The organism is Pseudoalteromonas sp. H105 (assembly GCF_001469215.1).
Lineage (GTDB): Bacteria > Pseudomonadota > Gammaproteobacteria > Enterobacterales > Alteromonadaceae > Pseudoalteromonas.
This window is the reverse complement of the sequence record NZ_LOFH01000002.1, coordinates 358,917-380,433: the sequence shown is the minus strand read 5'-3', so window position 1 is coordinate 380,433 and position 21,517 is coordinate 358,917. Positions and strand designations below refer to the sequence as shown.

At 40.0% G+C, this 21,517-nt stretch carries 18 protein-coding genes; 12 read left to right on the top strand and 6 right to left on the bottom strand.

What is annotated here, in order from left to right; translation table 11 throughout:
* Window positions 1–133 precede the first annotated feature (133 nt).
* From minC to minE, 3 genes are read left to right on the top strand one after another with little or no spacing between them, the layout of a single operon-like run.
* A complete protein-coding gene (minC, locus tag ATS75_RS05210) occupies window positions 134–838 on the top strand; it encodes a septum site-determining protein MinC (RefSeq protein WP_058559371.1) in 705 nt (234 codons plus the stop codon).
* A gap of 5 nt (window positions 839–843) precedes the next feature.
* Complete coding sequence (gene minD, locus ATS75_RS05205; RefSeq protein ID WP_058559370.1) at window positions 844–1,653, top strand: septum site-determining protein MinD; 810 nt, start codon at window positions 844–846, stop codon at window positions 1,651–1,653.
* Between the two features lies 1 nt (window position 1,654).
* Window positions 1,655–1,918 (top strand): cell division topological specificity factor MinE, encoded by a 264-nt coding sequence (gene minE, locus ATS75_RS05200; protein WP_058559369.1) that lies wholly within the window; start codon window positions 1,655–1,657, stop codon window positions 1,916–1,918.
* 240 nt (window positions 1,919–2,158) lie between these two features.
* Here minE and ATS75_RS05195 read toward each other — a convergent pair whose 3' ends face one another.
* Both ATS75_RS05195 and zigA read right to left on the bottom strand, forming a co-directional pair.
* The gene (locus ATS75_RS05195) at window positions 2,159–2,827 is read right to left on the bottom strand and encodes a DUF1826 domain-containing protein (RefSeq protein ID WP_058559368.1); all 669 of its coding nucleotides are present in this window, start codon (window positions 2,825–2,827) and stop codon (window positions 2,159–2,161) included.
* Window positions 2,824–4,026 carry a zinc metallochaperone GTPase ZigA gene (zigA, locus tag ATS75_RS05190; RefSeq protein WP_058559367.1) on the bottom strand — a complete coding sequence of 401 codons (1,203 nt, stop codon included), beginning with the start codon at window positions 4,024–4,026 and terminating at the stop codon, window positions 2,824–2,826. The genes ATS75_RS05195 and zigA overlap by 4 nt, the downstream gene beginning before the upstream one ends.
* Window positions 4,027–4,251: 225 nt before the next feature.
* Here zigA and ATS75_RS05185 point away from each other — a divergent pair, with 225 nt between their 5' ends.
* Window positions 4,252–4,911 (top strand): NADPH-dependent FMN reductase, encoded by a 660-nt coding sequence (locus ATS75_RS05185; RefSeq protein WP_058559366.1) that lies wholly within the window; start codon window positions 4,252–4,254, stop codon window positions 4,909–4,911.
* Window positions 4,912–4,976: 65 nt separating this feature from the next.
* Here ATS75_RS05185 and ATS75_RS05180 read toward each other — a convergent pair whose 3' ends face one another.
* The 3 genes from ATS75_RS05180 to ATS75_RS05170 all read right to left on the bottom strand — a co-directional run bounded on the left by ATS75_RS05180 (window position 4,977) and on the right by ATS75_RS05170 (window position 11,991).
* Window positions 4,977–5,975 (bottom strand): isoaspartyl peptidase/L-asparaginase family protein, encoded by a 999-nt coding sequence (locus tag ATS75_RS05180; RefSeq protein WP_058559365.1) that lies wholly within the window; start codon window positions 5,973–5,975, stop codon window positions 4,977–4,979.
* Window positions 5,976–6,043: 68 nt separating this feature from the next.
* Window positions 6,044–8,893, bottom strand: coding sequence for a discoidin domain-containing protein (locus ATS75_RS05175; RefSeq protein WP_058559364.1), 2,850 nt, complete (start codon window positions 8,891–8,893; stop codon window positions 6,044–6,046).
* Window positions 8,894–9,009: 116 nt separating this feature from the next.
* Window positions 9,010–11,991: a TonB-dependent receptor gene (locus ATS75_RS05170; RefSeq protein ID WP_082665406.1), complete on the bottom strand. Its 2,982-nt coding sequence runs from the start codon at window positions 11,989–11,991 to the stop codon at window positions 9,010–9,012.
* Between the two features lie 392 nt (window positions 11,992–12,383).
* On the opposite strand from ATS75_RS05170, the gene ATS75_RS05165 reads away from it, so the two are divergent.
* Window positions 12,384–13,124: a copper homeostasis protein CutC gene (locus ATS75_RS05165; protein ID WP_058559362.1), complete on the top strand. Its 741-nt coding sequence runs from the start codon at window positions 12,384–12,386 to the stop codon at window positions 13,122–13,124.
* On the top strand, window positions 13,117–13,995 hold the full coding sequence (locus tag ATS75_RS05160) for a BadF/BadG/BcrA/BcrD ATPase family protein (protein WP_058559361.1): 879 nt from the start codon (window positions 13,117–13,119) through the stop codon (window positions 13,993–13,995). Before ATS75_RS05165 ends, ATS75_RS05160 begins: the two co-directional genes overlap by 8 nt.
* Here ATS75_RS05160 and ATS75_RS05155 read toward each other — a convergent pair.
* On the bottom strand, window positions 13,985–14,707 hold the full coding sequence (locus ATS75_RS05155; RefSeq protein WP_058559360.1) for an AraC family transcriptional regulator: 723 nt from the start codon (window positions 14,705–14,707) through the stop codon (window positions 13,985–13,987). The genes ATS75_RS05160 and ATS75_RS05155 overlap by 11 nt on opposite strands.
* Before the next feature lie 161 nt (window positions 14,708–14,868).
* Between ATS75_RS05155 and ATS75_RS05150 the strand changes: the two genes are divergently transcribed.
* From ATS75_RS05150 to ATS75_RS05125, 6 genes are read left to right on the top strand one after another with little or no spacing between them, the layout of a single operon-like run.
* The gene (locus tag ATS75_RS05150; protein ID WP_058559359.1) at window positions 14,869–16,029 is read left to right on the top strand and encodes a Gfo/Idh/MocA family protein; all 1,161 of its coding nucleotides are present in this window, start codon (window positions 14,869–14,871) and stop codon (window positions 16,027–16,029) included.
* 7 nt (window positions 16,030–16,036) lie between these two features.
* Window positions 16,037–17,092, top strand: a complete 1,056-nt coding sequence (locus tag ATS75_RS05145; RefSeq protein WP_058559358.1) for a sugar phosphate isomerase/epimerase family protein — start codon at window positions 16,037–16,039, stop codon at window positions 17,090–17,092.
* A gap of 13 nt (window positions 17,093–17,105) precedes the next feature.
* A complete protein-coding gene (locus ATS75_RS05140) occupies window positions 17,106–18,323 on the top strand; it encodes an MFS transporter (RefSeq protein WP_058559357.1) in 1,218 nt (405 codons plus the stop codon).
* A gap of 36 nt (window positions 18,324–18,359) precedes the next feature.
* Window positions 18,360–19,052: a DUF1080 domain-containing protein gene (locus ATS75_RS05135; RefSeq protein ID WP_058559356.1), complete on the top strand. Its 693-nt coding sequence runs from the start codon at window positions 18,360–18,362 to the stop codon at window positions 19,050–19,052.
* 2 nt (window positions 19,053–19,054) lie between these two features.
* Window positions 19,055–20,734, top strand: coding sequence for a GMC family oxidoreductase (locus ATS75_RS05130; protein WP_058559355.1), 1,680 nt, complete (start codon window positions 19,055–19,057; stop codon window positions 20,732–20,734).
* A gap of 2 nt (window positions 20,735–20,736) precedes the next feature.
* A complete protein-coding gene (locus tag ATS75_RS05125; RefSeq protein ID WP_058559354.1) occupies window positions 20,737–21,492 on the top strand; it encodes a gluconate 2-dehydrogenase subunit 3 family protein in 756 nt (251 codons plus the stop codon).
* Window positions 21,493–21,517: the final 25 nt, after the last annotated feature.

Sequence of the window (21,517 nt, the reverse complement as noted above, 5' to 3'; positions counted from 1 at the left end):
ACTATACCATGAGAGTAATAATAAGTTAGAAAAAATAGATTAGAAATTTCAAGTTAATCCACATAATTTAGGCCCTATTTGGGCTTTGTTTATTTAGATTTAATTTCTAATAAAATAATACAACTGAGTGTATATGTCGGACCAAATTTTTGAGTTAAAGGGAAATCTATTCACGCTATCAGTCTTACACCTGTACAGCACTGATATTAACCTTTTAGCAGAACAACTTTACATAAAAATATCGCAAGCCCCACGGTTTTTTGAAGGCGCGCCTATTGTTGTTAACTTAATTGAAGTTAAGAACAGCGAAATAGACTTTGCGCATCTTAAATCATTAATTGAGCGGCTCAACTTTAATGCTGTTGGTGTATGTAATGGCTCCGATGAACAACATACACTCGCTAAATCAGCAGGTTTATCTGTTTTAAATTATTCACAAGACGTTAAGAGTGAACCTGTTAAACAGGAACCTAACACGTCAATTGTTGAAAAAGCCGTACACCTACCTGCACAAATAATTAATGGCACGGTTCGTTCAGGGCAACAAGTCTACGCAAAAGACCGAGACCTTATTGTACTTGGCGCTGTGAGCCATGGTGCTGAGGTTATTGCTGATGGCAACGTACATATCTACGGCACACTCCGTGGCCGCGTAATTGCTGGCGCACAAGGTTTAAAAGAAGCGCACATTTTTTGCCAAAAATTAGAAGCCGAATTGGTATCAATTGATGGTAATTACTGGATCAGTGATTCATTGCAGGGTGAACACTGGGGACAGGCTGTGCAGATACAACAAAAAAACGAATCTTTAGAAATTTCAGCTTTGGTTAAAGGATAAATCTTATGGCAAAAATAATTGTCGTTACTTCGGGTAAAGGTGGTGTAGGTAAAACTACGTCAAGTGCTGCAATCGGCACAGGTTTAGCTCTTAAAGGCTATAAAACAGTTATCATTGACTTTGATATTGGCTTACGAAACCTTGATTTAATCATGGGTTGCGAGCGTCGAGTCGTGTATGATTTTGTAAACGTAATTAACGGTGAAGCTAACCTTAACCAAGCGTTGATTAAAGATAAGCGTGTAGAGAAGTTATTTTTACTTCCCGCTTCACAGACTCGTGACAAAGATGCACTTACGCGTGATGGCGTGGAGCGCGTGCTTAACGAGCTGAAAAAAGATTTTGACTACATTGTGTGTGATTCACCGGCCGGGATTGAAGCTGGTGCAATGATGGCGATGTATTTTGCTGATGAAGCAATCGTAACGACGAACCCTGAAGTATCATCTGTTCGCGATTCCGACCGTATTTTAGGTATTTTACACAGTAAGTCTAAACGTGCTGAAGAAGGCCTTGAGAATATCAAGGAACACCTTTTACTTACGCGTTACAACCCTGAGCGTGTTGAAAAAGGCGAAATGCTATCTGTTGAGGATGTACAAGACATTCTATCAATACCATTATTGGGTGTGATACCAGAGTCTCAAGCGGTACTTAGTGCCTCAAACTCGGGTCAGCCTGTTATCTTAGACTCTGAATCTGATGCTGGTTTAGCCTACGCCGATGCAATTGAGCGTTTATTAGGTGAGACTGTCGACTTTCGCTTCTTAGAAGTTGAGAAAAAAGGGTTATTTAAACGGATATTTGGAGGTTAATGTGGCTTTACTTGACTACTTCCGCTCAGAAAAGAAAAACACCGCATCTTTGGCAAAAGAGCGTTTGCAGATCATTGTTGCGCATGAGCGCTCACAACGTGGTACACCCGATTACCTACCACAGTTAAAACAAGACATTCTTGATGTGATACGTAAATATGTCAATGTGAGCACAGATGCAGTACAAGTTCAGTTTGATCAAAATGAAGATGATTTAGCCGTACTAGAGCTTAACGTCACTCTGCCTGACGAAGAGAAAAAATAGCTTTCACAAAAATTAATGTTTAATCAAAGGGCGCTTCACTGCGCCCTTTTGTTGTTAATTATTCGGGCTCATTTTTATACCAATCCGCAATACTACTTAATCATTTTGCGGGGCTGAACATGTCGCTACCTGCGTTATAAAATTTTCATTTAGAACAACTAAATAGCAAATTTTTTGCCTAGCTATCAACACGTTTTTCCATCCTCAAAATAGATCACTTAATTAAGCGAATCGGTATTACTACATAAAGTCCAACGTTAATAAAACACGCTGAGTATTATTTTTTACTGCTGGAGAGCGATGAACTAAACCGGCGCCTTCTGTATCTTGCCAATTCTCTCCTTTTAATAATGCAACATCACCTTGGGTTAATTGTTGTATATGCTCAGATTTATCAAATAAACCCGAGTCTTCATCCTTAAGACCATTATTGCCAGCACCTAACTTAGTCCGATCAACATGCTCAAGTGCAAGCCACTCAGTAGCAACGCCTTGGTAGGTTGAAACTAATCTACACGGTATTTTATCAACGTGAAAACGTGGGCACATCGCTTTGTCGAGCATGGTTAAGCGTAAGCCTGCTCTTTTTAAATCAAACAAACAACAAAACATATCCACTTGCAACGCAATATCTTGGCTCAAAATTGATGCAGCTTCAGAATCACCGAGAATACCAGTGAGCTCGTCATATGTATTCTCGGGTGTAACCGCTATTTCTACTGGTTTTAATTGCTTGGTATTTATTAGGTTATCGACAGCCGCACAAAGTGTGTCAGCAAGTTGTCTTTGCCAAATAACAATGTTTACATCGGGTTGATAAATATCAGCAAATATACTGGGTTGAGTATCTATAGCCGCACGACGCTCTAAAATATCTTCAGCTATTGTAGCAGTTGCAAGGGAATTCATACATCTTCCTCCCATACTGGAAATGGATCATTTAACGATGCCCAAAACTCTTTGCCTTTAAGCAAAATATCATCGTTTAATAAACAAGCATCAAGCGCGCCTTTCATCGCACTTTTATTTAATGACTGTCCTATAAATACTAACTCTTGGCGCATATCACCAAATGGCTCTTGCCATTTTTCATTAATTTCAGCTAACGTTTCTTCATCAGTCGGCCATTCACTTTTAGGCAAAGCTTTATAAAACATGCCTGCAAAACCATGATCGGCAATGCCGCCTGCTTGATTCCACTGACCACAAAAATCAGGCCGTGTTGCTAGCCAAAAATAACCTTTTGAACGAAGCAATTTGCCATATTGCTCAGTAGAGTGTAGGAACTGATAAAACTTATTAGGATCAAAAGGTTTATGTGCAACATAATTAAAACTGCTTATTCCGTACTCTTGTGTCTCTGGGATATGCTCACCTCGCATTTCTTTTAACCAGCCAGGTGCTTGATTTGCTTTATCAAAATCGAATAAACCTGTATTCAAAATTTCTTCTATCGCAACATTACCAGCCGTTATAGGAATAATCTTAGCCTGTGTATTAAGGGTTTTTAAGATTGCGGTGAGCTGAGAAACCTGATTTTCGCTAACCAAATCAGTCTTACTAATCAAAATAACATCTGCAAACTCAACTTGATCGACAAGCAAATCAGTAATGCTACGTTCATCTTCTTCGCCCAAAGACTCCCCGACTTCATGCAGTAATTGAGCTTGCTCATAATCTCGTAGAAAATTAACAGCATCAACAACTGTCACCATTGAGTCTAATCGTGCTACATCTGATAAAGAGACATTATTTTCATCGGCAAACGTAAACGTTTCAGCAACAGGTAGAGGCTCTGAGATACCTGTCGACTCAATGACTAAATAATCAAATTGCCCTTGATTGGCAAGCTTTGTAACTTCTATTAGAAGGTCTTCTCTTAAGGTACAACAAATACAACCATTACTCATCTCTACTAGTTTTTCATTGCTGTGGTTAAGTGACACTTCATTTTTAATAACCGCAGCATCGATATTAATATCGCTCATGTCATTTACGATGACAGCCACTTTTAAATTATCTCGGTGATTTAAAATATGGCTTAGCACGGTTGTTTTACCAGCGCCGAGAAAGCCAGATAAAACTGTGACGGGCAGTTTTTTATTCATTTTTTGGGCTCTTTAGTTAAACACTCACAGCAATGTTATATTATATCAACACTATTTACTAGCTCACTTATTTTTCATAAATAGTGAAATAGCTTTAATCTAAAGCAGGCAAAATGTTTTCTCCTGTATGATAAGGTAATTTACAAATAAACGTTTAGGCTGCTTACTAGAGAGCATTTAAAAGCACTTTTCTGTATTCTAAAATGACGAACAGGAGTATAAAGGATGAAATTTCTTATTTTTTTAGGCACAGTACGCGACAGTACCCCACCAAAGCCAGCAAGATTAGGTTTACGCGTTGCGAAATCTACTCTTAGTTATTTGCAAAACACTTATTCAGAACACCAATTTGAATTAATTGACCCACTAGATTATTCACTAGAACCTGTGTTTAAACCGCAATTCGCCTATGCCAAAGGTAAAGCTCCTGAGCCGCTCAACACCCTTGCAGAAAAAATAGCAGCAGCGGATGGTTACATTATGGTAAGCCCTGAATACAACCACTCTATGAGCCCTGCACTTGCTAACTTACTGAACCATTTTGCCAGCTCATCATTTTCATACAAACCAAGCGCGATTGTTACCTATTCAGCAGGACAATGGGGCGGCATGCGTGCAGCGGTTGGTATGCGTACATTTTTAGCTGAACTTGGTTGTTTATCAGTCTCAGCAATGATCCATATTCCTAAAGCTCAGGAAGTATTTGACGAAGATGGCTCAGTGCAAGCAACTGAAGACAAAAGTGCATGGGTGAACTACTACAGCCGTACATTTAACCAGTTAATGTGGTGGGCATCAGCAACACACCAATATAAACAAGAGGTTAACCCAAATGATATGGTCGGTGACTTTAAAAGCGCCCCATCACAACGAAATGCGCCTTAGTTGCTAAGATTAAGGCTTTATAAAGCTAAAGTTTAGCCCGACTATTAAATTATTTAATGCTATGACTAAACCAAGCTATTGGCATCGATTAATTTATTTTCATGTTTTGATTTAACGGCATAATTAAAGCCCGGTTGAATACAGTATGATCCATAATCACCCGTTTTATTTAATGCTAAGAACCCTACCTGAAATCGCTTATAATCACCTAACTTGCTGGCAATACGTTCAACAGCTGCCTTGCATGCATCTGTTGGTGACATTCCTTGGCGCATCATTTCGACTACAAGGTGACAGCCAACAGTTTTCATCATTAATTCGCCCATTCCAGTTGCTGTCGCAGCACCAATGTCATTGTCTACATATAAGCCAGCCCCAATAATAGGTGAATCACCTACTCGCCCTGCCATTTTGAAAGCTGCACCACTAGTGGTACATGCTCCTGATAAGTCACCATGACTATCTAGTGCTAACATACCTATGGTGTCATGATTTTCAATATTGATAACAGGTGCGTATTTTGATTCCACCCGCCAATCTTGCCAGGCTTTCTTGGCGTTTGCTGTGAGTAAGTTTTCCTCTAAAAATCCCTGTGTTTTAGCAAATTGCAGCGCGCCTTCACCAACCAACATCACATGCGGTGTTTTGTCCATTACAAGACGAGCAACTGAAATTGGGTGTTTTATATTTTGCAGATAGGCCACTGAACCACAGTTTTGGTTTTCATCCATAATACATGCGTCTAATGTAACGTTACCTTCTCGATCAGGGTAACCACCATACCCAACTGTCATCACATCTGGGTCCGCTTCAGGGATTCTAACACCAGCTTCAACGGCATCAATCGCTTTTCCTTGTTCAGCAAGCACTTTCCACGCAGCATTATTTGCCGCTAAACCATGTTCCCATGTCGAGACTACAATAGGTATATCCCGTATTATAGTCCTATCGCTATTGAATGATAAAAGCGCAGACTCTGCCATACTTTTACTCGTTAATGTTGAGGCACCTAACGCAAGTAAAGTTGTAATTGATTGTTTTAAAAATGTTCGCTTAGTATTCATTCTTTAACCTAGCTTCTCATCCATAATAAAAAAGGCCAGAATAAGCTCTGGCCTTTGGCCTGTTAAAATTACTGCCCTAAGCCAAGTAACTCAATTTCTGCGATTTGAACGAGCCCATCATTGTTTGCATTTTTACTAATGTTTAAACGATAGCTTAAATAGCCAAAACCGTTAGCGAAATCAAAACTACGGCGTTCAAAACGGGTATCCCAGCTTTCTCCTACCCATGCTGCAACTTCAACCCATGTCTCTCCACCATCATTTGAGCCCAGTAAACTAAAGTTTTCTGGGTCACGCTCTGGCGCATCATTTGCACTTGTAATAGCTAGGCCGCTAACAACTTGTTTTTGAGTAAAATCTACTTGTATCCAGGAAGGGTCATCAGTTGTAGGTGCACCTTGCCACTCATTGTGATCAAGCCATTTTGTATTAACATCACTATCAAACGCTTTATCAGCACTTTCACCATCACCAATGCTATAGCGAGCGCTGTAAATAGCATCAGGCAAGCGACTTAAGTCTGTGTAGGCATAATCAGGGCCAACCGTTGCAATTTCAGCAATTTGTACCAAACCATCATTATTCGCATTTTTACTCACTGAAAGACGATAATAGCGATAAGCTACTGCATTACTAAATGTGAGGTTTTTTTGTTCATAACGCTGCTCAAATGTTTCACCTACCCACGAAGCTAAATTAACCCAATCTTCTGCATTATTAGAACCCAAAATACTAAACGATTCCGGATCACGCTCTGGTGCATCGCCAGCACTGGTTATTGATAATGCATTCACCGCTTTTTCCTGTGGTAACTGGATTTGAATCCAAGCAGGGTCTTCATCAGTAGGTGCGCCTTGCCAATCATTGTGGTCAAGCCATTTTGTGTTAACGTCATTATCAAAGGCTTGAGCAGCACTTTCACTGTCGCTAATACTATAGCGCGCACTATACTTCACGCCATCTGCTTTGCTGTGATCTAAACCTGGATTCACAGGGCCGATTAAGTCTATATTCGCTATTTGTAGCAACCCATCATTAGTCTTATTTTTACTGATTTCTAGTCGGTAGCTTGTAAATGCTAATTGATTTTGAAATGTAAAAGATCTTCTTTGCGCTCGTTCATCAAATGATTCACCTACCCAATTTGCAAGTTTACGCCAAATTGTTCCGCCATCATTTGAAGCAAATAATGTAAAGTTTTCTGGATCGCGCTCTGGCGCATCATTAGCACTTGTAATCGCTAACGTATCAACGGCAACAGCACTGTCAAAATCCATTTGTATCCACGATGGATCCGCTTCGGTTGGAGCGCCGTTCCAGTCATTATGATCAAGCCATTTAGTCGACGGGTCGTTATCAAATGCCTTATCTTGGTTTTCTGCATCGCCAATGCTGTATCGAGCCGTTGCTGCGCCATTCATTTCATTCGTATGGTCAACACTATTAAACACTGGGCCAACCATTTGAATATCTGATAACTGAACTAAGCCATCATTATTTTTGTTCTTTGTTATGTTAATGCGATAGCTTTTAAATTTTTGAGCATTAGTAAAGCTGAACTCTTGTCGCAAAAGACGTTCATCAAATGATGCACCGACAAAGCTGGCAAGATTTGACCATGTTTCTCCAGCATCATTCGATCCTAAGATTGTGAAGTTTTCAGGGTCTCGCTCAGGAGCATCATTAGCACTGGTAATAAATAGACTGTTCACTGCATGAGGATTTGTAAAATCAACCTGTATCCACGAAGGATCATCCTCAGTAGGTGCACCTAACCAATCATTGTGGTCAAGCCATTTAGTATCAATATTTGAATCAAATGCCTTTACTGCATCCTCGGCATCACTTATTGCATTTCTTGCTGTGTAAACAGCACCCGCTAAATTTGCTTGTGTTGTCACCTCTTGTAATGGTCCCGTTGATACGGGTTCATCAAATAATGACAGTGATACATCTACAATTACATCAGCCGTTAATCCAAGTTGTTCTGTTAACGGATGAATACTGATAGCATCAAATGTTGTTTGACGAAGCGTCTCTAAAGCAACGCTATCCTCTGCGAGTGCCAACTGAATATTCTGCTGAGCAGAATCTAAAACTGTTTTTAATGTTTGAGTGTCATTAAATTGAGCAAATGATGCATTAAGTAAAGACAATTTAATGGTTTTTTCATCCGCATATTTAATTGAACAGATCTGCTCACCAGCATCATTTTCTTCGCAGTTTTCACCCTCAATAAAGTTTTCAAGTTTATCTGCACCAATCACCGGTGTTGTAAATACATTACTGTTACTTGTGTTCCAACCTAACACTCTTAATAACAGATCAGACACCTGACTTTGTGCTAATACCATCAATTCTGGTGTTGATACATTCTTACCTTCATTAATCTGTTGTTCTAATAATTGTGTTGCAAGTGTGGTAAGTGCATTAGCTTGGAGTGTTGCATCCTCTACGCCATTGTTTGTATTACCATAATCAACAGATAATTGACCTAAAGTGGTAAAGGTGTTTCCTGTAATTGCTCCTTCTGCTGTTAACTGTGCAAAGTCTGTCTCACCACACTGCAAAGCGTCGCACAACATAGTTGAGCTCTCACTCGTTACAACATTTAGCTTAACTGTGGTGTTAATTCCAAAGCCTGGGGCTGATGCCAATTCGACAAAAAACTTTCCCTCATTGTCTGTAAATTGAGTGCCACTAATTATTAGCTCAGTACCATTTAATGTACTTACTGATATATCTGCGTTTGCAATTGAACCTTTTACTACTGAACCAGCAATTTCTGCATATGTCACATCGGGTGTAACAGGAACATCCTCTTTTTGAGGATCGTTACTCCCTCCTCCACAGCCACTTAATAATCCAGCAGCGAGAATAGGAGCCCCTACAAGTTTAAAAAATTTTAGTTTATTCATAATAGTGCCTTAAAAATTCAGGTATTGTTTACACACTAACTTGCCCTAGTCGTTATTTTTTATGGCATAGGCAGCTTATTTTATTAGTGTATTAACATGTACTTATTGATATGGTTTTAAAAACGATAAGTCATGCCGGCATAGTATCTACGTCCGCTGTAACTACTACTACGCAAGCGATCTTTACTATCGTCACCATAATAAGTACGCGCTTCTTCCTTGGTTAAGTTGATTACCGATACAGACAGAATTAGATTTTCTATAATGTTATAAGACGCGTTCAAATCAACTTGTTGATAGGGTTCTTGTGAAACTGTTAAGCCATCTGCAAGGCCTAATGCCATTTTTCCTCGACGGTTATAAGAAGCTCTAACGCTGTAGTCTTGATTTTCAAAGTATGCAGAAAAGTTAAATTGATCATCTGCGCTACCAACAAGTGCAGATTCACCAACTTTCTCGCCATCCACGCTAACATCAGCTTGGTTAGTATCATTCAAGGTGTAGTTTGCATTGATCCCAAAACCATTTTCAAAAGAATGTTGTGCAAAAATTTCGATACCGCGAGATGTTGCATTAGTACCATTTGCTGTTGTAGTGAATGGAGTAACGGTGATATTACCTGCAGGCACTATTTCTTCATTTGTGAATGGGTTTGTGAAGCCTTCATATGGTCGTTCTGAGGTTATAATTAATGGCACAATAAAGTTATCAACATCTTTATTAAATAAAGCAACACCAACGGCAGAGCCAACACCATAGTAATATTCAGCCGACAAATCTAATTGTACTGATTCAAATGGTTCAAGGGCTTTATTGCCGCCCGAGCCACTCCATCCTTGATCAACTGGGTTACCTCTAAACTCAAGGCGATCATCAGCCCATTCTTGCGATATAAAAGTGAGTTGTTCTGGCGCACCTAAATCATTAAAAGGCGCTCGTGACATGGTTTTAGCTGCAGCGGCTCTAACTACAAATGAGTCATTTGCTTCCCAGACCAGATTTAAACTAGGTAGAAATCGCTCATCTTTTACACTGCGTGTTGTCATTGTTTCAACATCAACTAAACGTTCATCGCCCAAGATGTCTTCGCCAGTTGCGTCGTTTATATCATCCAAGAAATAATTAATCTTATCTGACGACATGATTTGGGTTTGTGTTTCAACATAACGCACACCCACATTACCGCGGAAATCACCAAACGAAAAATCTGCTTGTAAATAAGCTGCTGTGATTTCTTCTTCAATATCAAATACAAAATCAGGCTCTCGTCTGGTATATTTAGCGTATTCACTGGTAACGAGATCGCGGTACTTTTGCCAGTTGATACTTGGCATAGTATTAACGTCAAAACCACCCGCTATGTTTTGTTCTGACTCTGCATTAAGCACGTCTTGTAAGCTTGGCATTCCACCAATCCATTGATAGGCTACTTCGTCAATCGCACCTTGGCTGAATGGGTCTAAATCTCCACTCGCGATGCGGTTAGCGCCCTCTTGTGTTATGAAAAATGTATTGTTCGTTTCACGGTGTAAGCTTGCTTTTCTATATTTAACACCCACGCGAATTGTATCTACGATGCCATAAGCTATGTGGTAATCTAAATCCAATTGGCCGTAATCTTCTACCAAGTCACTGACAATAAAGCTTGAGCCTGTTGAGCCAGGATCGGGGTCGCCTGCAACGCCCGATTGTAAGTTTGCTAATAGCGCAGGATCTGCATAAAGTGATACGCGATCACCTAAACGCCAACCTGCAAACGATGCGGCATTTTCATTAACGCCTGAATCACTTCGGCTTGCTGGTTGACCACTTTTATAAGCCGCATTAAATGACTCAGAAGGCCCTCCACTTGCTTCTGTTCGACCAAATTTACCACTTAAATCAAACACGTCGCCTGCATATTCAAATGAAAAGTCATAGGTATCTGATGTGTCTTTTTCCTTTGTATAGCTACCTAAAATCCAAGGGAACTCTAAATTACCCTCACTGCCACCTGCCCCGCTGGTAAAGTCCATTCCGGTAACAATTGTTCCTGTTTCATCGAGTAAAACACCCGTTAAGTAATCTGGATTGTATTTCCACTCTGGGATCATTAATTGAGATGTCGTGCGATCTTGGCCCAGTTCAAAGTGAAAATGATTAAAGGTAAGTTCTAAATTATCTGATGGCCGCCATTGAAAAGTCGCTTGAATTCCAACTCGCTCGCGGGCCTCTTGCGTTATTCCAACACCAGCAACTTGAGGCGCCCAAACATCATCGTATGTGTTGCCATATGCATCTTCTAATGCATCAAAACGTCGAGTGCTATCTGTGATTTCGTTGCCATTAGTATCTGTTGCTGGTAAATCACTGCTCGTTGCCCAGCGCCACCCCCCGCCGCCTGACATATTGCCGGTTAACGTTCTGTTTGTACGTTCTTGATTAGTGTATCCAAGTAAAAAACCAAGGTTTTCATCTTCATTTTTCCAAGAATAGACACCACTAAAGTTAGGTTCATACTCTTTTGTAACATCCGCGTAAGTATACTCAACATTCAATACACCAGAGTTAGCTTTCATGTCTAAGGGTGTTCGGCTATTAAGGATAACTGTTCCACCTACTCCACCTTCATCTAATCTAGCTTCCGATGATTTAAATACTTCAACAGACTTAACCATGGTTGATGGTAATAAAGAATAACTAAAGGAACGTGATGGAGAGCCCGGAGACGACGCAATAAAATTACCGTTTAACTGAGTAAGGGTTAAGTCAGATGAGAGCCCTCGAATACTCACATTTTCACCTTCGCCACCACTTCTTGAGATCACAACACCTGGTACACGCTGCAAGGAGTCCGCAACATTTTTATCAGGGAACTTACCAATATCCTCAGCCGTTATAGCATCAACAATTGAATTTGAAAGACGTTTTATAGCTAGGTTCTCTGCCATTGAAGAGCGAATACCTCGCACCTCTATAACTTCTATTTCATCGTCTTGTTCGATATTTTGATTTTGCGCCAATGCATTACTCGAGCTTGCGATTATCGCTAACAGCAAAGCTGACTTCATAAACCGCCGAGGAAGGTTTGGCGATTCTAAACTATTATTATTGTTCATGTTTATCTCCATTCATTGTGTGTGTTCTTATTTCGTGTGACGCTTAACAAAAGTAAAAATATTATTTATATCTAAATAACAAATTATTTTAGAGGTTAATTTGTTGTTAAATCACAATCTCAGAATAGGGTTTTACCATTAAAAGCGATAATAGAAATTCGGTGAACACTGAGACAAATTCGGCGTTGAGTATATTTTAGCGTCTATTTTTTTATGAATTGGTTTATAGTCTTAATCCGATAAAACTTAAACTAGTTACTGTGAAACGTATTATATTCACAAAAAACAAATAGCTATATCATTAATTAAAAAGGGTTTTATAGTTTATTTTAAAGTAACGTGAAGCAATAAATAATTTATAAACAATAAATGATTTATTTTTAGGAAGCGTAGTGATAGGTAAAAATTTAGAAATTTGTATAAATTCCGACAACCTTATAACCCTCCCTATTAATTTGAATAGTGCATTTATCGGAGGAGCAAATAGAATTGAGTTGTGCAGTGCAATGCATCTTGATGGGCTAACACCAGAAAGTACTGCAATCAAAATGTGTGCACAACAAATACCTGCACACGGTGAGCTTCTCGTAATGATAAGACCTTTAGCAAATAAGTTTACTGTTAATAAAACACTATTAAATTCGATGATCTCTCAAATAATGAGTGCAGCAGATTGTGGTGCAACCGGTGTAGTATTTGGCGCAATATGTGGTTCAGAATTAGATAAAAATGCAACTCAACAACTTGTGTCATGTGCACAAAAGCACGGTTTAAAAACAACATTTCATCGCGCATTTGATTGTATAAGTAATAAACAACAAGCAATAAAGCAACTTATTGATTTGGGTATTGACCGAGTCCTAACCAATGGCAATCATTGGAATGAAGATCAGCCTATATTGCATAACATATATCAATTAGAACAACTCATTGAGGAGGCACAAAATAACATAGAAGTCGTTATAGGTGGTGGTGTAACCAGCCAAAACGCAGCTAAACTATGGCAACTCGCGGATGGCAATTTAGTATCGCTTCATACACACTCAGGCGTACTTAATAGCAAGGGCTTTATCAATCCATTATTGATAAGTAAAATTTTAGACAATACTGAAAAGCAGGCATTAAATGATTGATAAAAAACCACAGTTATTTTTGGGTATTGATGGCGGCGGAACAAAATGCCGTGTCAGGCTTGAAAACGCAGGAGGCGATTTACTCGCTCAAGCACAAAGTAGTGCTGCAAATATTGCAACGTCAGTACAAATAGCACAAGAATCTATTGTTGATGCAACAATGCAGGCACTAAAAGAGGCAAATTTACCCGCCTCTGTATTGCCTTCTATCAATGCTTATGCGGGACTTGCAGGGGCAAACATTGAAAGCGCAAAAGTTGCTATGTCAGAATGGTTGCATCCTTTTGCACAATTTAATTTCTCTACAGATTTACATATAGCCTGTCATGGTGCACACGGAAGTAAAAATGGCGCCATTATCATTCTGGGTACAGGTTTTTGCGCTGGTGTAATTAATAATAACCAAGTAACAGAACTAGGTGGCCATGGACTGCTTTTAAGTGATGGTGCCAGCGGTAGTTGGATTGGTCTTGCTCTTTTTCGTCATACTTTAGAAGTGCTAGATGGCCTTTTTTCAAGTACGCCATTAATTGAGGAGTTTTTAGCTCAGACTAAGTTTGCCAATGCACACCAGTTAACTCAACGTGCAATGAACGAAAAACCAGCTTATTTCGCATGTTTCGCACCACTGGTATTTGCTATGCATGAAGACCCCATTGCTAAGTCTATTATTCAAAAAGCTGCAGATTACACCACCCGTTACATCGAACATTTAGTACAGCTTGGATTTACAGATATATCCCTAGTCGGTGGCGTCGCAGATAAAATCAGCGCTTGTTTATCCACCAATATAAAAGGATACCTTTGTGATGCGAAGTATTCACCAGAGCAAGGGGCTATTCAACTAGCTAGAAATTACGCTAACGGTTAATGTTTTCACGCATTTGTGAAGGTACTTCACCAAATAAACGTCTAAATTGTTTACTAAAATAACTGGGTTCTGCAAAGCCACATTGGTAAGCTATTTGTGAAATAGGTAAACGTGTTTCAACTAACAATTTTCGTGCATTTTCTAAACGTATTTCGTTAATAAATTGGTTCGGCGTTTTCGCTAAATGTTTTTTGAAGCGCCTTTCTAATGCACTCACAGATAAATGAGCAAGATCCGCTAAGTGTTCTATGTTGATAGGCCGTGAATAATGTTCGCGAATATAATCTACCGGCCCTTCTATTGCCCTAACATGAGACAAGGCTTTAGAGGTTTTTTGAAGGTGGCGTGTAACACCATAAGTTCCGACAATTTCTTGATCCAAATAAATTGCTTTTTTAGATGTAGAAAACCAAGCTAGTTCTCCATTTGATGTGTGGTTTAATTCAAGCCTGTCGGTGACAGTTCCCCCCAACATCACTCGCTTGTCATCGTTTACATATTGGAACGCGAGGTGTTTTGGTGAAAAATCGTAATCAGTTTTGAACGCTATTTGATCAAACGTTTTATAACCCTGATGTTCAATAAAATGTTGATTAGCAAAAAGAACCCGGCTTTCAGTGTCTTTTACCCAAAATAAAATATCAGGCAACAAATCAAATGCCGAGATTAGTTGATTGACCCCTGCTCTATCAATAATTTGTTGAATATCCAATGCTTTTGACCTCGATAATTAACTTTAAACTAAATATATAAAACGCCGATTTTGTTGCATTGTCAACCGAATTTTTATTACCCCTAATGATCACCAATCTCTATTATTAATAACATGATGTTAACTAAGTTCAATAGATTACTATTGAGGTGATATTTTAGATGAATAATCCCAAAATCAGAATGGGAATGGTGGGTGGCGCTGAAGGCGCATTTATCGGTGCCATTCATCGTATTGCAGCTAGGCTCGATGGATTAATTGACCTTGTAGCAGGTTCTTTTAGCTCTAATCCTGCTCTCACAGAAAAAACAGCTACCATGCTTGGAATTGACTCCAGTAGGAGTTATGACACTTACCAGCAAATGTTTATTGAGGAAGCAAAGTTACCGGTTGATCAGCGTATTGATTTTGTAGTAATAGTCACCCCCAATCACCTACATTTCCCTATCGCGAGATTAGCGATTGAGAGCGGTTTTCACGTTTTATCAGATAAACCTGCCACATTAAACTTAAATGAAGCACTGAGCTTAAAACAAAGTTTAGATAAGAGTGATTGTTTATACGGCTTAACCCATACCTATACCGGTTACCCAATGATCAAAGAAGCGAAATATCGCATCTCCCAAGGCGAGATAGGCACTATTCGTAAAGTCATTGTTGAATACTCTCAAGGTTGGCTTTGTGATACCGAGGACGAACAAGTAAAGCAAGCCCAATGGCGCTTAGACCCAAAGCAAGCTGGAATAAGCTGTTGTATCGCTGATATTGGCGTGCATGCAGCTAATTTAACAGAGTATGTTAGCGGCCTTGAGATTAGCTCACTTTGTGCTGATCTCAATCACGTTGTGCCAGGGCGAACACTCGATGATGATGGTACAGTTTTGCTGTGCTTCAATAATGATAGTAAAGGTGTGCTACTCGCGAGCCAAGTCGCACTTGGCGAAGAAAATAATTTATCTCTTCGTATTTACGGTGATAAAGCAAGTTTAGAGTGGAACCAAATGGAGCCAAATAGCTTATGGCTTAAAAATCATAACGCGCCAACAATACTATTACGTGCGGGTGTTGCGCTAAAAAGTGAAGCAGCACAAAACGCACTTCGTGCACCCGCAGGCCACCCAGAAGGTTACCTTGAAGCATTTGCCAATATATACGTCAACTTTGCTAATCAAATAATCGCCAAAAAAGCCGGGAAAACAGCAACAAATGATGACTTCGATGTACCAGGTATAAAAGATGCGATTAGAGGCATGGCATTTATTGAAAATGCAGTAGCCGCCTCTAAAGAAGAGACTAAATGGCACACATTTAAAATTGGATAGAGAAAGTATGAAAAAAATAAAAGGCCCAGCAATATTTTTAGCGCAATTTATCAGCGATGAAGCGCCATTTAATAATTTTAAAGATATTTGCCAATGGGCGGCAGAGCTCGGTTATAAAGCAATTCAACTACCCACATCAGATACTAAGATATTCGATTTAGAAAAAGCAGCTCAAAGCCAAGAATACTGCGATGAAGTGACTAGCATTGCTAAACATGCAGGGCTTACAATCTGCGAGTTATCAACGCATTTACAAGGACAGTTAATTGCTGTACACCCTGCCTATGATGAAATGTTTGATAATTTTGCGCCAGAAGCGTTGCGTGGTAACCCAACAAAGAGAACTGAATGGGCAATTAAACAATTAATGTTTGCTGCCAAAGCAAGTAAAAATTTTGGACTTAAAAACCATGTCACATTTTCGGGTGCGCTACTTTGGCATACCTTCTATCCTTGGCCGCAACGACCACGAGGCTTAGTTGAAGAAGGCTTTAACGAGCTTGCTAAACGCTGGCTACCGATACTTGATTACTTTGACGAAATGGGAATAGATGTTTGCTATGAGTTACACCCAGGCGAAGACTTGCACGATGGTATTACATTTGAGCGCTTTTTAGCTGCAACAGGTAATCATCCAAGGGTAAATATTCTATACGATCCAAGTCATCTAGTATTGCAGCAACTTGATTACCTTGCATTTATTGATATTTACCATGAGCGAATAAAAGCTTTTCACGTTAAAGATGCAGAGTTTAATCAAAGCGGCCGCAGTGGCGTTTATGGTGGCTATCAAAATTGGCAAGATCGACCGGGCAGATTTCGCTCGCTCGGTGATGGTCAAATAGATTTTAAATCAATATTCAGTAAATTAACCCAATATGGATTTGATGGCTGGGCTGTTTTGGAATGGGAATGTTGCATTAAAGATTCTGAACAAGGGGCTAAAGAAGGCGCACCATTTATTGAACAGCACATAATTACACCTGCCAGCAAAGCGTTTGATGATTTTAGTGCAATGAATACCAATCCCCAACGTAATAAGCGGATATTGGGTATTAACTAGATAGGACTACACAATGAATAACAATAATAATCAGAACCTCATTTTTCGCCTATGTTGTATCGCGTTAATAGTCACCTCAATGACATTCGCGATTCGTGCCGGTATTTTAGGCCAACTTGGTGAGCAATTTGGCTTAACGAGCACCCAACTTGGTTGGGTCAATGCCATGGCTTTTCTAGGTTTTCCGATAGCGACGATGCTCGGCGGTATTATCTACAACGCCATTGGCGCTAAAAAATTAGTAGCACTCGCGTTTGCTTGTCATTTACTTGGCCTGTTACTCACAATCTCAGCAGATGGTTTTTGGGCGTTACTGATCTCAACATTTCTAATTGGTTTTGCAAATGGCTCTGTCGAAGCAGGTTGTAATCCGCTCATTGCGCAAATGTACCCTAATAATAAAACAACAATGCTGAACCGATTCCATGTTTGGTTCCCCGGCGGTATTGTTATAGGCGCATTAGCTTCAAGCGCAATGACATCATCTGGCTTCAACTGGCAATGGCAAGTGGCTTTAATATTAATACCCACTGCCATTTATGGTGCAATGATGCTAACAGCACAATTTCCTAAATTTGATGCCCAGAAAAACTCCACCAGCAGCAACGTGAAAAACCTGCTTTCACCCTTGTATGTATTTTTAATCATTTGTATGACGTTAACTGCAGTGACGGAGTTTGGTACTCAACAATGGATTGAACAAATTTTAGGTTCTTCTGGTGCCTCGCCTATGGTTATTTTAGCGCTTATTACAGGTCTTATGGCGCTGGGCCGTTACTTTGCAGGTCCAATTGTTCATCGTTTTAGTCCATCTGGCGTTCTACTAGGCTCAGCGGTATTCTCAACCATCGGTATATTTTTAATGAGCCAAGCTCAAGGGAACGCAATTTACTTTGCTGCAGCGCTATTCGCCATTGGTGTAACGTATTTCTGGCCGACCATGATTGGCTGTGTTGCCGAATATACACCTAAAACCGGCGCATTAGGTATGTCGTTAATTGGTGGAGCAGGCATGTTTGCAATGAGCCTGTGGAATCCAGTAATAGGTTACTGGATTGATGATGCCAAACAACAAGCGCAAGCGAGCAATATCTCAATTGAACAAATTGAAATCCTTGCCGGACAAGCTGTTTTAGAGAACCTATTAATCTTTCCAATTGTACTAATTGTTGTATTTTTTGGTTTTCACCTGTTTATTACAAAACAAAAAAATGTAGAGAAATGCGTTTAATAGCAATAAGTAGCACACAAAATAAAGGGGTAATATATGCTTAAATCAATTTCGATTATGTCACTTGCACTGCTCTTCAGTAGCAGTGTAATTGCACACACTCAAGATAATGAGTTAACAAAAGAAGAACGCGCTACAGGCTGGCAATTACTATTCAATGGTAAAGATATGTCTCATTGGCGTAACTTTAAAAGTGATGAACTTAGCTCAAAATGGAAAATAGACGATAGTGCAATGTTACTTACAAAAGGTGGTGGTGACATTTTAACAAAAAAAATCTATAAGAATTTTGACCTAAAACTCGATTGGAAAATTAGTGAAGTTGGCAATAGTGGTATTTTTGTCCTTGCTGATGAACTAGGCAGTTATATTTACTCTCACGCCCCAGAAATTCAAATAATTGATAATGAACGTCATGCGGATACCGAAATAGACTCGCATTTAGCGGGGTCAATTTACGATTTACTCTCAGCACCAACGGCTGCCCATAAACCAGCGATGCAATGGAATACGATGCGTATAAAAATGCTCAATAATCACTTACAAGTTTGGCAGAACGGCGTAAGTACAGTCAGTATGGTTATAGGCAGTAGCCCATGGAATACATTAGTAAAAAACAGTAAATTTGCTACATGGTCTAACTTTGCAACCTCAAAACAAGGCCACATAGGCCTGCAAGATCATGGTGATAAAGTCTGGTTCAAAAATATAAAAATTAAGGAGCTATAACGATGGCAAAATTCAACCATAAAGTGCTTGTTGTTGGCTCTGGTGCCGGTGGTGCAATGGCTGCATATACACTGACTAAATTAGGCCACAAAGTGTTATTGCTTGAAGCCGGTCGTGATTATGACCCTAAAACGGAGAGCCCGATGTTTCGCCGTAACAGTGAAGCACCTTTAATGGGCGCTGGAAATAAAGATAAAAACTTTGGCTTTTATGATGCAACCGTTGATGGTGGCTGGCAAGTACCTGATGAGCCATACACGAGTGCAAAAGGCAGTGATTTCTATTGGTGGCGTGCACGCATGTTAGGAGGTCGTACAAACCACTGGGGGCGTTATTCACTGCGCTTTAGTGAACACGACTTTAAAGCTAAAAGCCGGGATGGCCATGGTGCAGACTGGCCATTTGAATACGATGATTTAGCCCCATGGTATGACAAAACAGAAGAGTTAGTGGGTATATGTGGTACAAATACCGGTCATGATGATATGCCAGATTCTGGCCCTGGCATTTTACAGCCGCCACCTAAACCACGAGTGCCAGAGCTTTTAATTGCCGCTTCAGCAAAGAAAATGGGGATTCAGGCAGTGCCTATGCACCGTGCAGTATTAACACGCCCTAAAGATGACCGCTTAGCGTGTTTTTATGCAACACCTTGTGGCTCTGGTTGCTCAATTGGCGCTGCATTCCAGACCACCACTTCATTGTTACCAATGGCAAAAGCAACCGGTAATCTTGAAATAATAACTGATGCTATGGTTAAATCTGTAGCCGTTGACGATAATGGTAAAGTGACTGGTGTAACTTATGTTGATAAAAAGTCAGTAACTGAACATTCACTAAATGCAGATATCGTTATACTTGCTGCAAGTGCCTGTGAATCAGCGCGTATTTTACTTAACTCAAAACACAAAAAGCATCCTAAAGGCCTTGCTAACTCGAGTGGTCAAATTGGTAAAAACTTGATGGACTCAACGGGTGCATGGTTAGGTGCGCAAATTCCAGCGCTTAAAGGCCGCCCACGATATAATGAAGATGGGCATACAGCCAATCACTTATTTATTCCTTGGTGGGGCCACCAAGCGCAAGCCAAAAATGAACTCGATTTTCCGCGCGGTTATCACTTTGAAATTGGTGGTGGTTTTAGGCAGCCAGGCTCTGGTGTATCCGGTGATAAACAAGGCTATGGCCCTGCCCTTAAGCAACAAATTCGTGATGCGTATGGTTCGTATGTTGGTTTTGCACTGCGCGGTGAAATGCTACCAAACAAAGATACCTACATGGAAATTGATGAAACTGTCAAAGATAAATGGGGTATTCCGGTTTCAAAATTCCACTTTAAATGGTCAGACCGAGAATTAAAGCAAATCGAACATGGTTTAAAAACAGCAAAGCAGCTTTTAGAAAACATGGGTGCAACCGTTGGAGAGCTGCCACCTGCTGAAAAAGCCATATCAAAAGGGGGTGAAATCATTCACGAAGTGGGTACAACCCGGATGGGTAGCTCGCCTAAAGAGTCGGTCACTAATCAATGGGGTCAAACATGGGATTGTAAAAACCTTTTTGTTATGGATGCTGGTGTATTTGCTTCTAATCCGCATAAAAACTGTACGCTCACCATCATGACGTTGGCAATGCGTAATTCAACGTGGCTGGCTAAACAAATTGATAACGGAGTACTTTAATTATGCATCATCGTAACGAAAATGAATCATATAACTATGTTTCAAACATGAGCCGCCGTGAGTCATTAAAATGGCTTGGTTTATTAGCGGCAGGATCTGCGGTTGGTTTAACAGCAGGCTGCACAAAGGCACTTGAAGATGATGGAGCAGTTTCTGTAAAAGAACATTGGCCTGATTTAGATATTAAGCCAGTGACAGCAAAAGGCTATGGTCAAGATCCAAACTTAGTGATGCCACCAGAATCCCCTTGGCCATTGACCTTAACGAGAGACGAAATTACCTTAGTAGCGCTGTTAGCTGATTATATTGTACCGCGTGAAGGCGATATTCCATCAGCAAGTGAACTTCAAGTACCCGCAGTGATTAATGAATGGGTGAGTGCACCTTATGAAGGGCAACAACGAGATCGCATTAAAATATTAAACTCACTCGCTTGGCTTAACGATGAATCAAAGCTTCGTTTCAATATGCAGTTTGTTGCGCTCAATGAGCAACAGCATCGCGCAATTTTAGATGATATTGCATATTTAAATGAAAATACCCCAGTCCAATTTAAACGTATTGGTAAAACGTTTTTACGATTTAAAGAGTTAGTGCTAGGCGCTTTCTTTTGTACACCAGAAGGCTGTAAAGACATTGGTTACTTAGGTAATGTGCCCATAGCTGGTGATTACCCAGGCCCTACAAGTGAAGCAAAGCAACATCTTGATAGCGTATTAAATGAACTTGGTTTAAGCCAATATGCTTATACTGACTAATTAGTAATCTGAGTCCCTTTTTTCT

Bases quoted from the DNA above. Each gene is read 5' to 3' on its own strand.
- minC (WP_058559371.1), top strand. From the start codon at position 134: ATGTCGGACCAAATTTTTGAGTTAAAGGGAAATCTATTCACGCTATCA.
- minD (WP_058559370.1), top strand. From the start codon at position 844: ATGGCAAAAATAATTGTCGTTACTTCGGGTAAAGGTGGTGTAGGTAAA.
- ATS75_RS05195 (WP_058559368.1), bottom strand. From the start codon at position 2,827: ATGAATTCCCTTGCAACTGCTACAATAGCTGAAGATATTTTAGAGCGT.
- zigA (WP_058559367.1), bottom strand. From the start codon at position 4,026: ATGAATAAAAAACTGCCCGTCACAGTTTTATCTGGCTTTCTCGGCGCT.
- ATS75_RS05185 (WP_058559366.1), top strand. From the start codon at position 4,252: ATGAAATTTCTTATTTTTTTAGGCACAGTACGCGACAGTACCCCACCA.
- ATS75_RS05180 (WP_058559365.1), bottom strand. From the start codon at position 5,975: ATGAATACTAAGCGAACATTTTTAAAACAATCAATTACAACTTTACTT.
- ATS75_RS05175 (WP_058559364.1), bottom strand. From the start codon at position 8,893: ATGAATAAACTAAAATTTTTTAAACTTGTAGGGGCTCCTATTCTCGCT.
- ATS75_RS05170 (WP_082665406.1), bottom strand. From the start codon at position 11,991: ATGAACAATAATAATAGTTTAGAATCGCCAAACCTTCCTCGGCGGTTT.
- ATS75_RS05160 (WP_058559361.1), top strand. From the start codon at position 13,117: ATGATTGATAAAAAACCACAGTTATTTTTGGGTATTGATGGCGGCGGA.
- ATS75_RS05150 (WP_058559359.1), top strand. From the start codon at position 14,869: ATGAATAATCCCAAAATCAGAATGGGAATGGTGGGTGGCGCTGAAGGC.
- ATS75_RS05145 (WP_058559358.1), top strand. From the start codon at position 16,037: ATGAAAAAAATAAAAGGCCCAGCAATATTTTTAGCGCAATTTATCAGC.
- ATS75_RS05140 (WP_058559357.1), top strand. From the start codon at position 17,106: ATGAATAACAATAATAATCAGAACCTCATTTTTCGCCTATGTTGTATC.
- ATS75_RS05135 (WP_058559356.1), top strand. From the start codon at position 18,360: ATGCTTAAATCAATTTCGATTATGTCACTTGCACTGCTCTTCAGTAGC.
- ATS75_RS05130 (WP_058559355.1), top strand. From the start codon at position 19,055: ATGGCAAAATTCAACCATAAAGTGCTTGTTGTTGGCTCTGGTGCCGGT.
- ATS75_RS05125 (WP_058559354.1), top strand. From the start codon at position 20,737: ATGCATCATCGTAACGAAAATGAATCATATAACTATGTTTCAAACATG.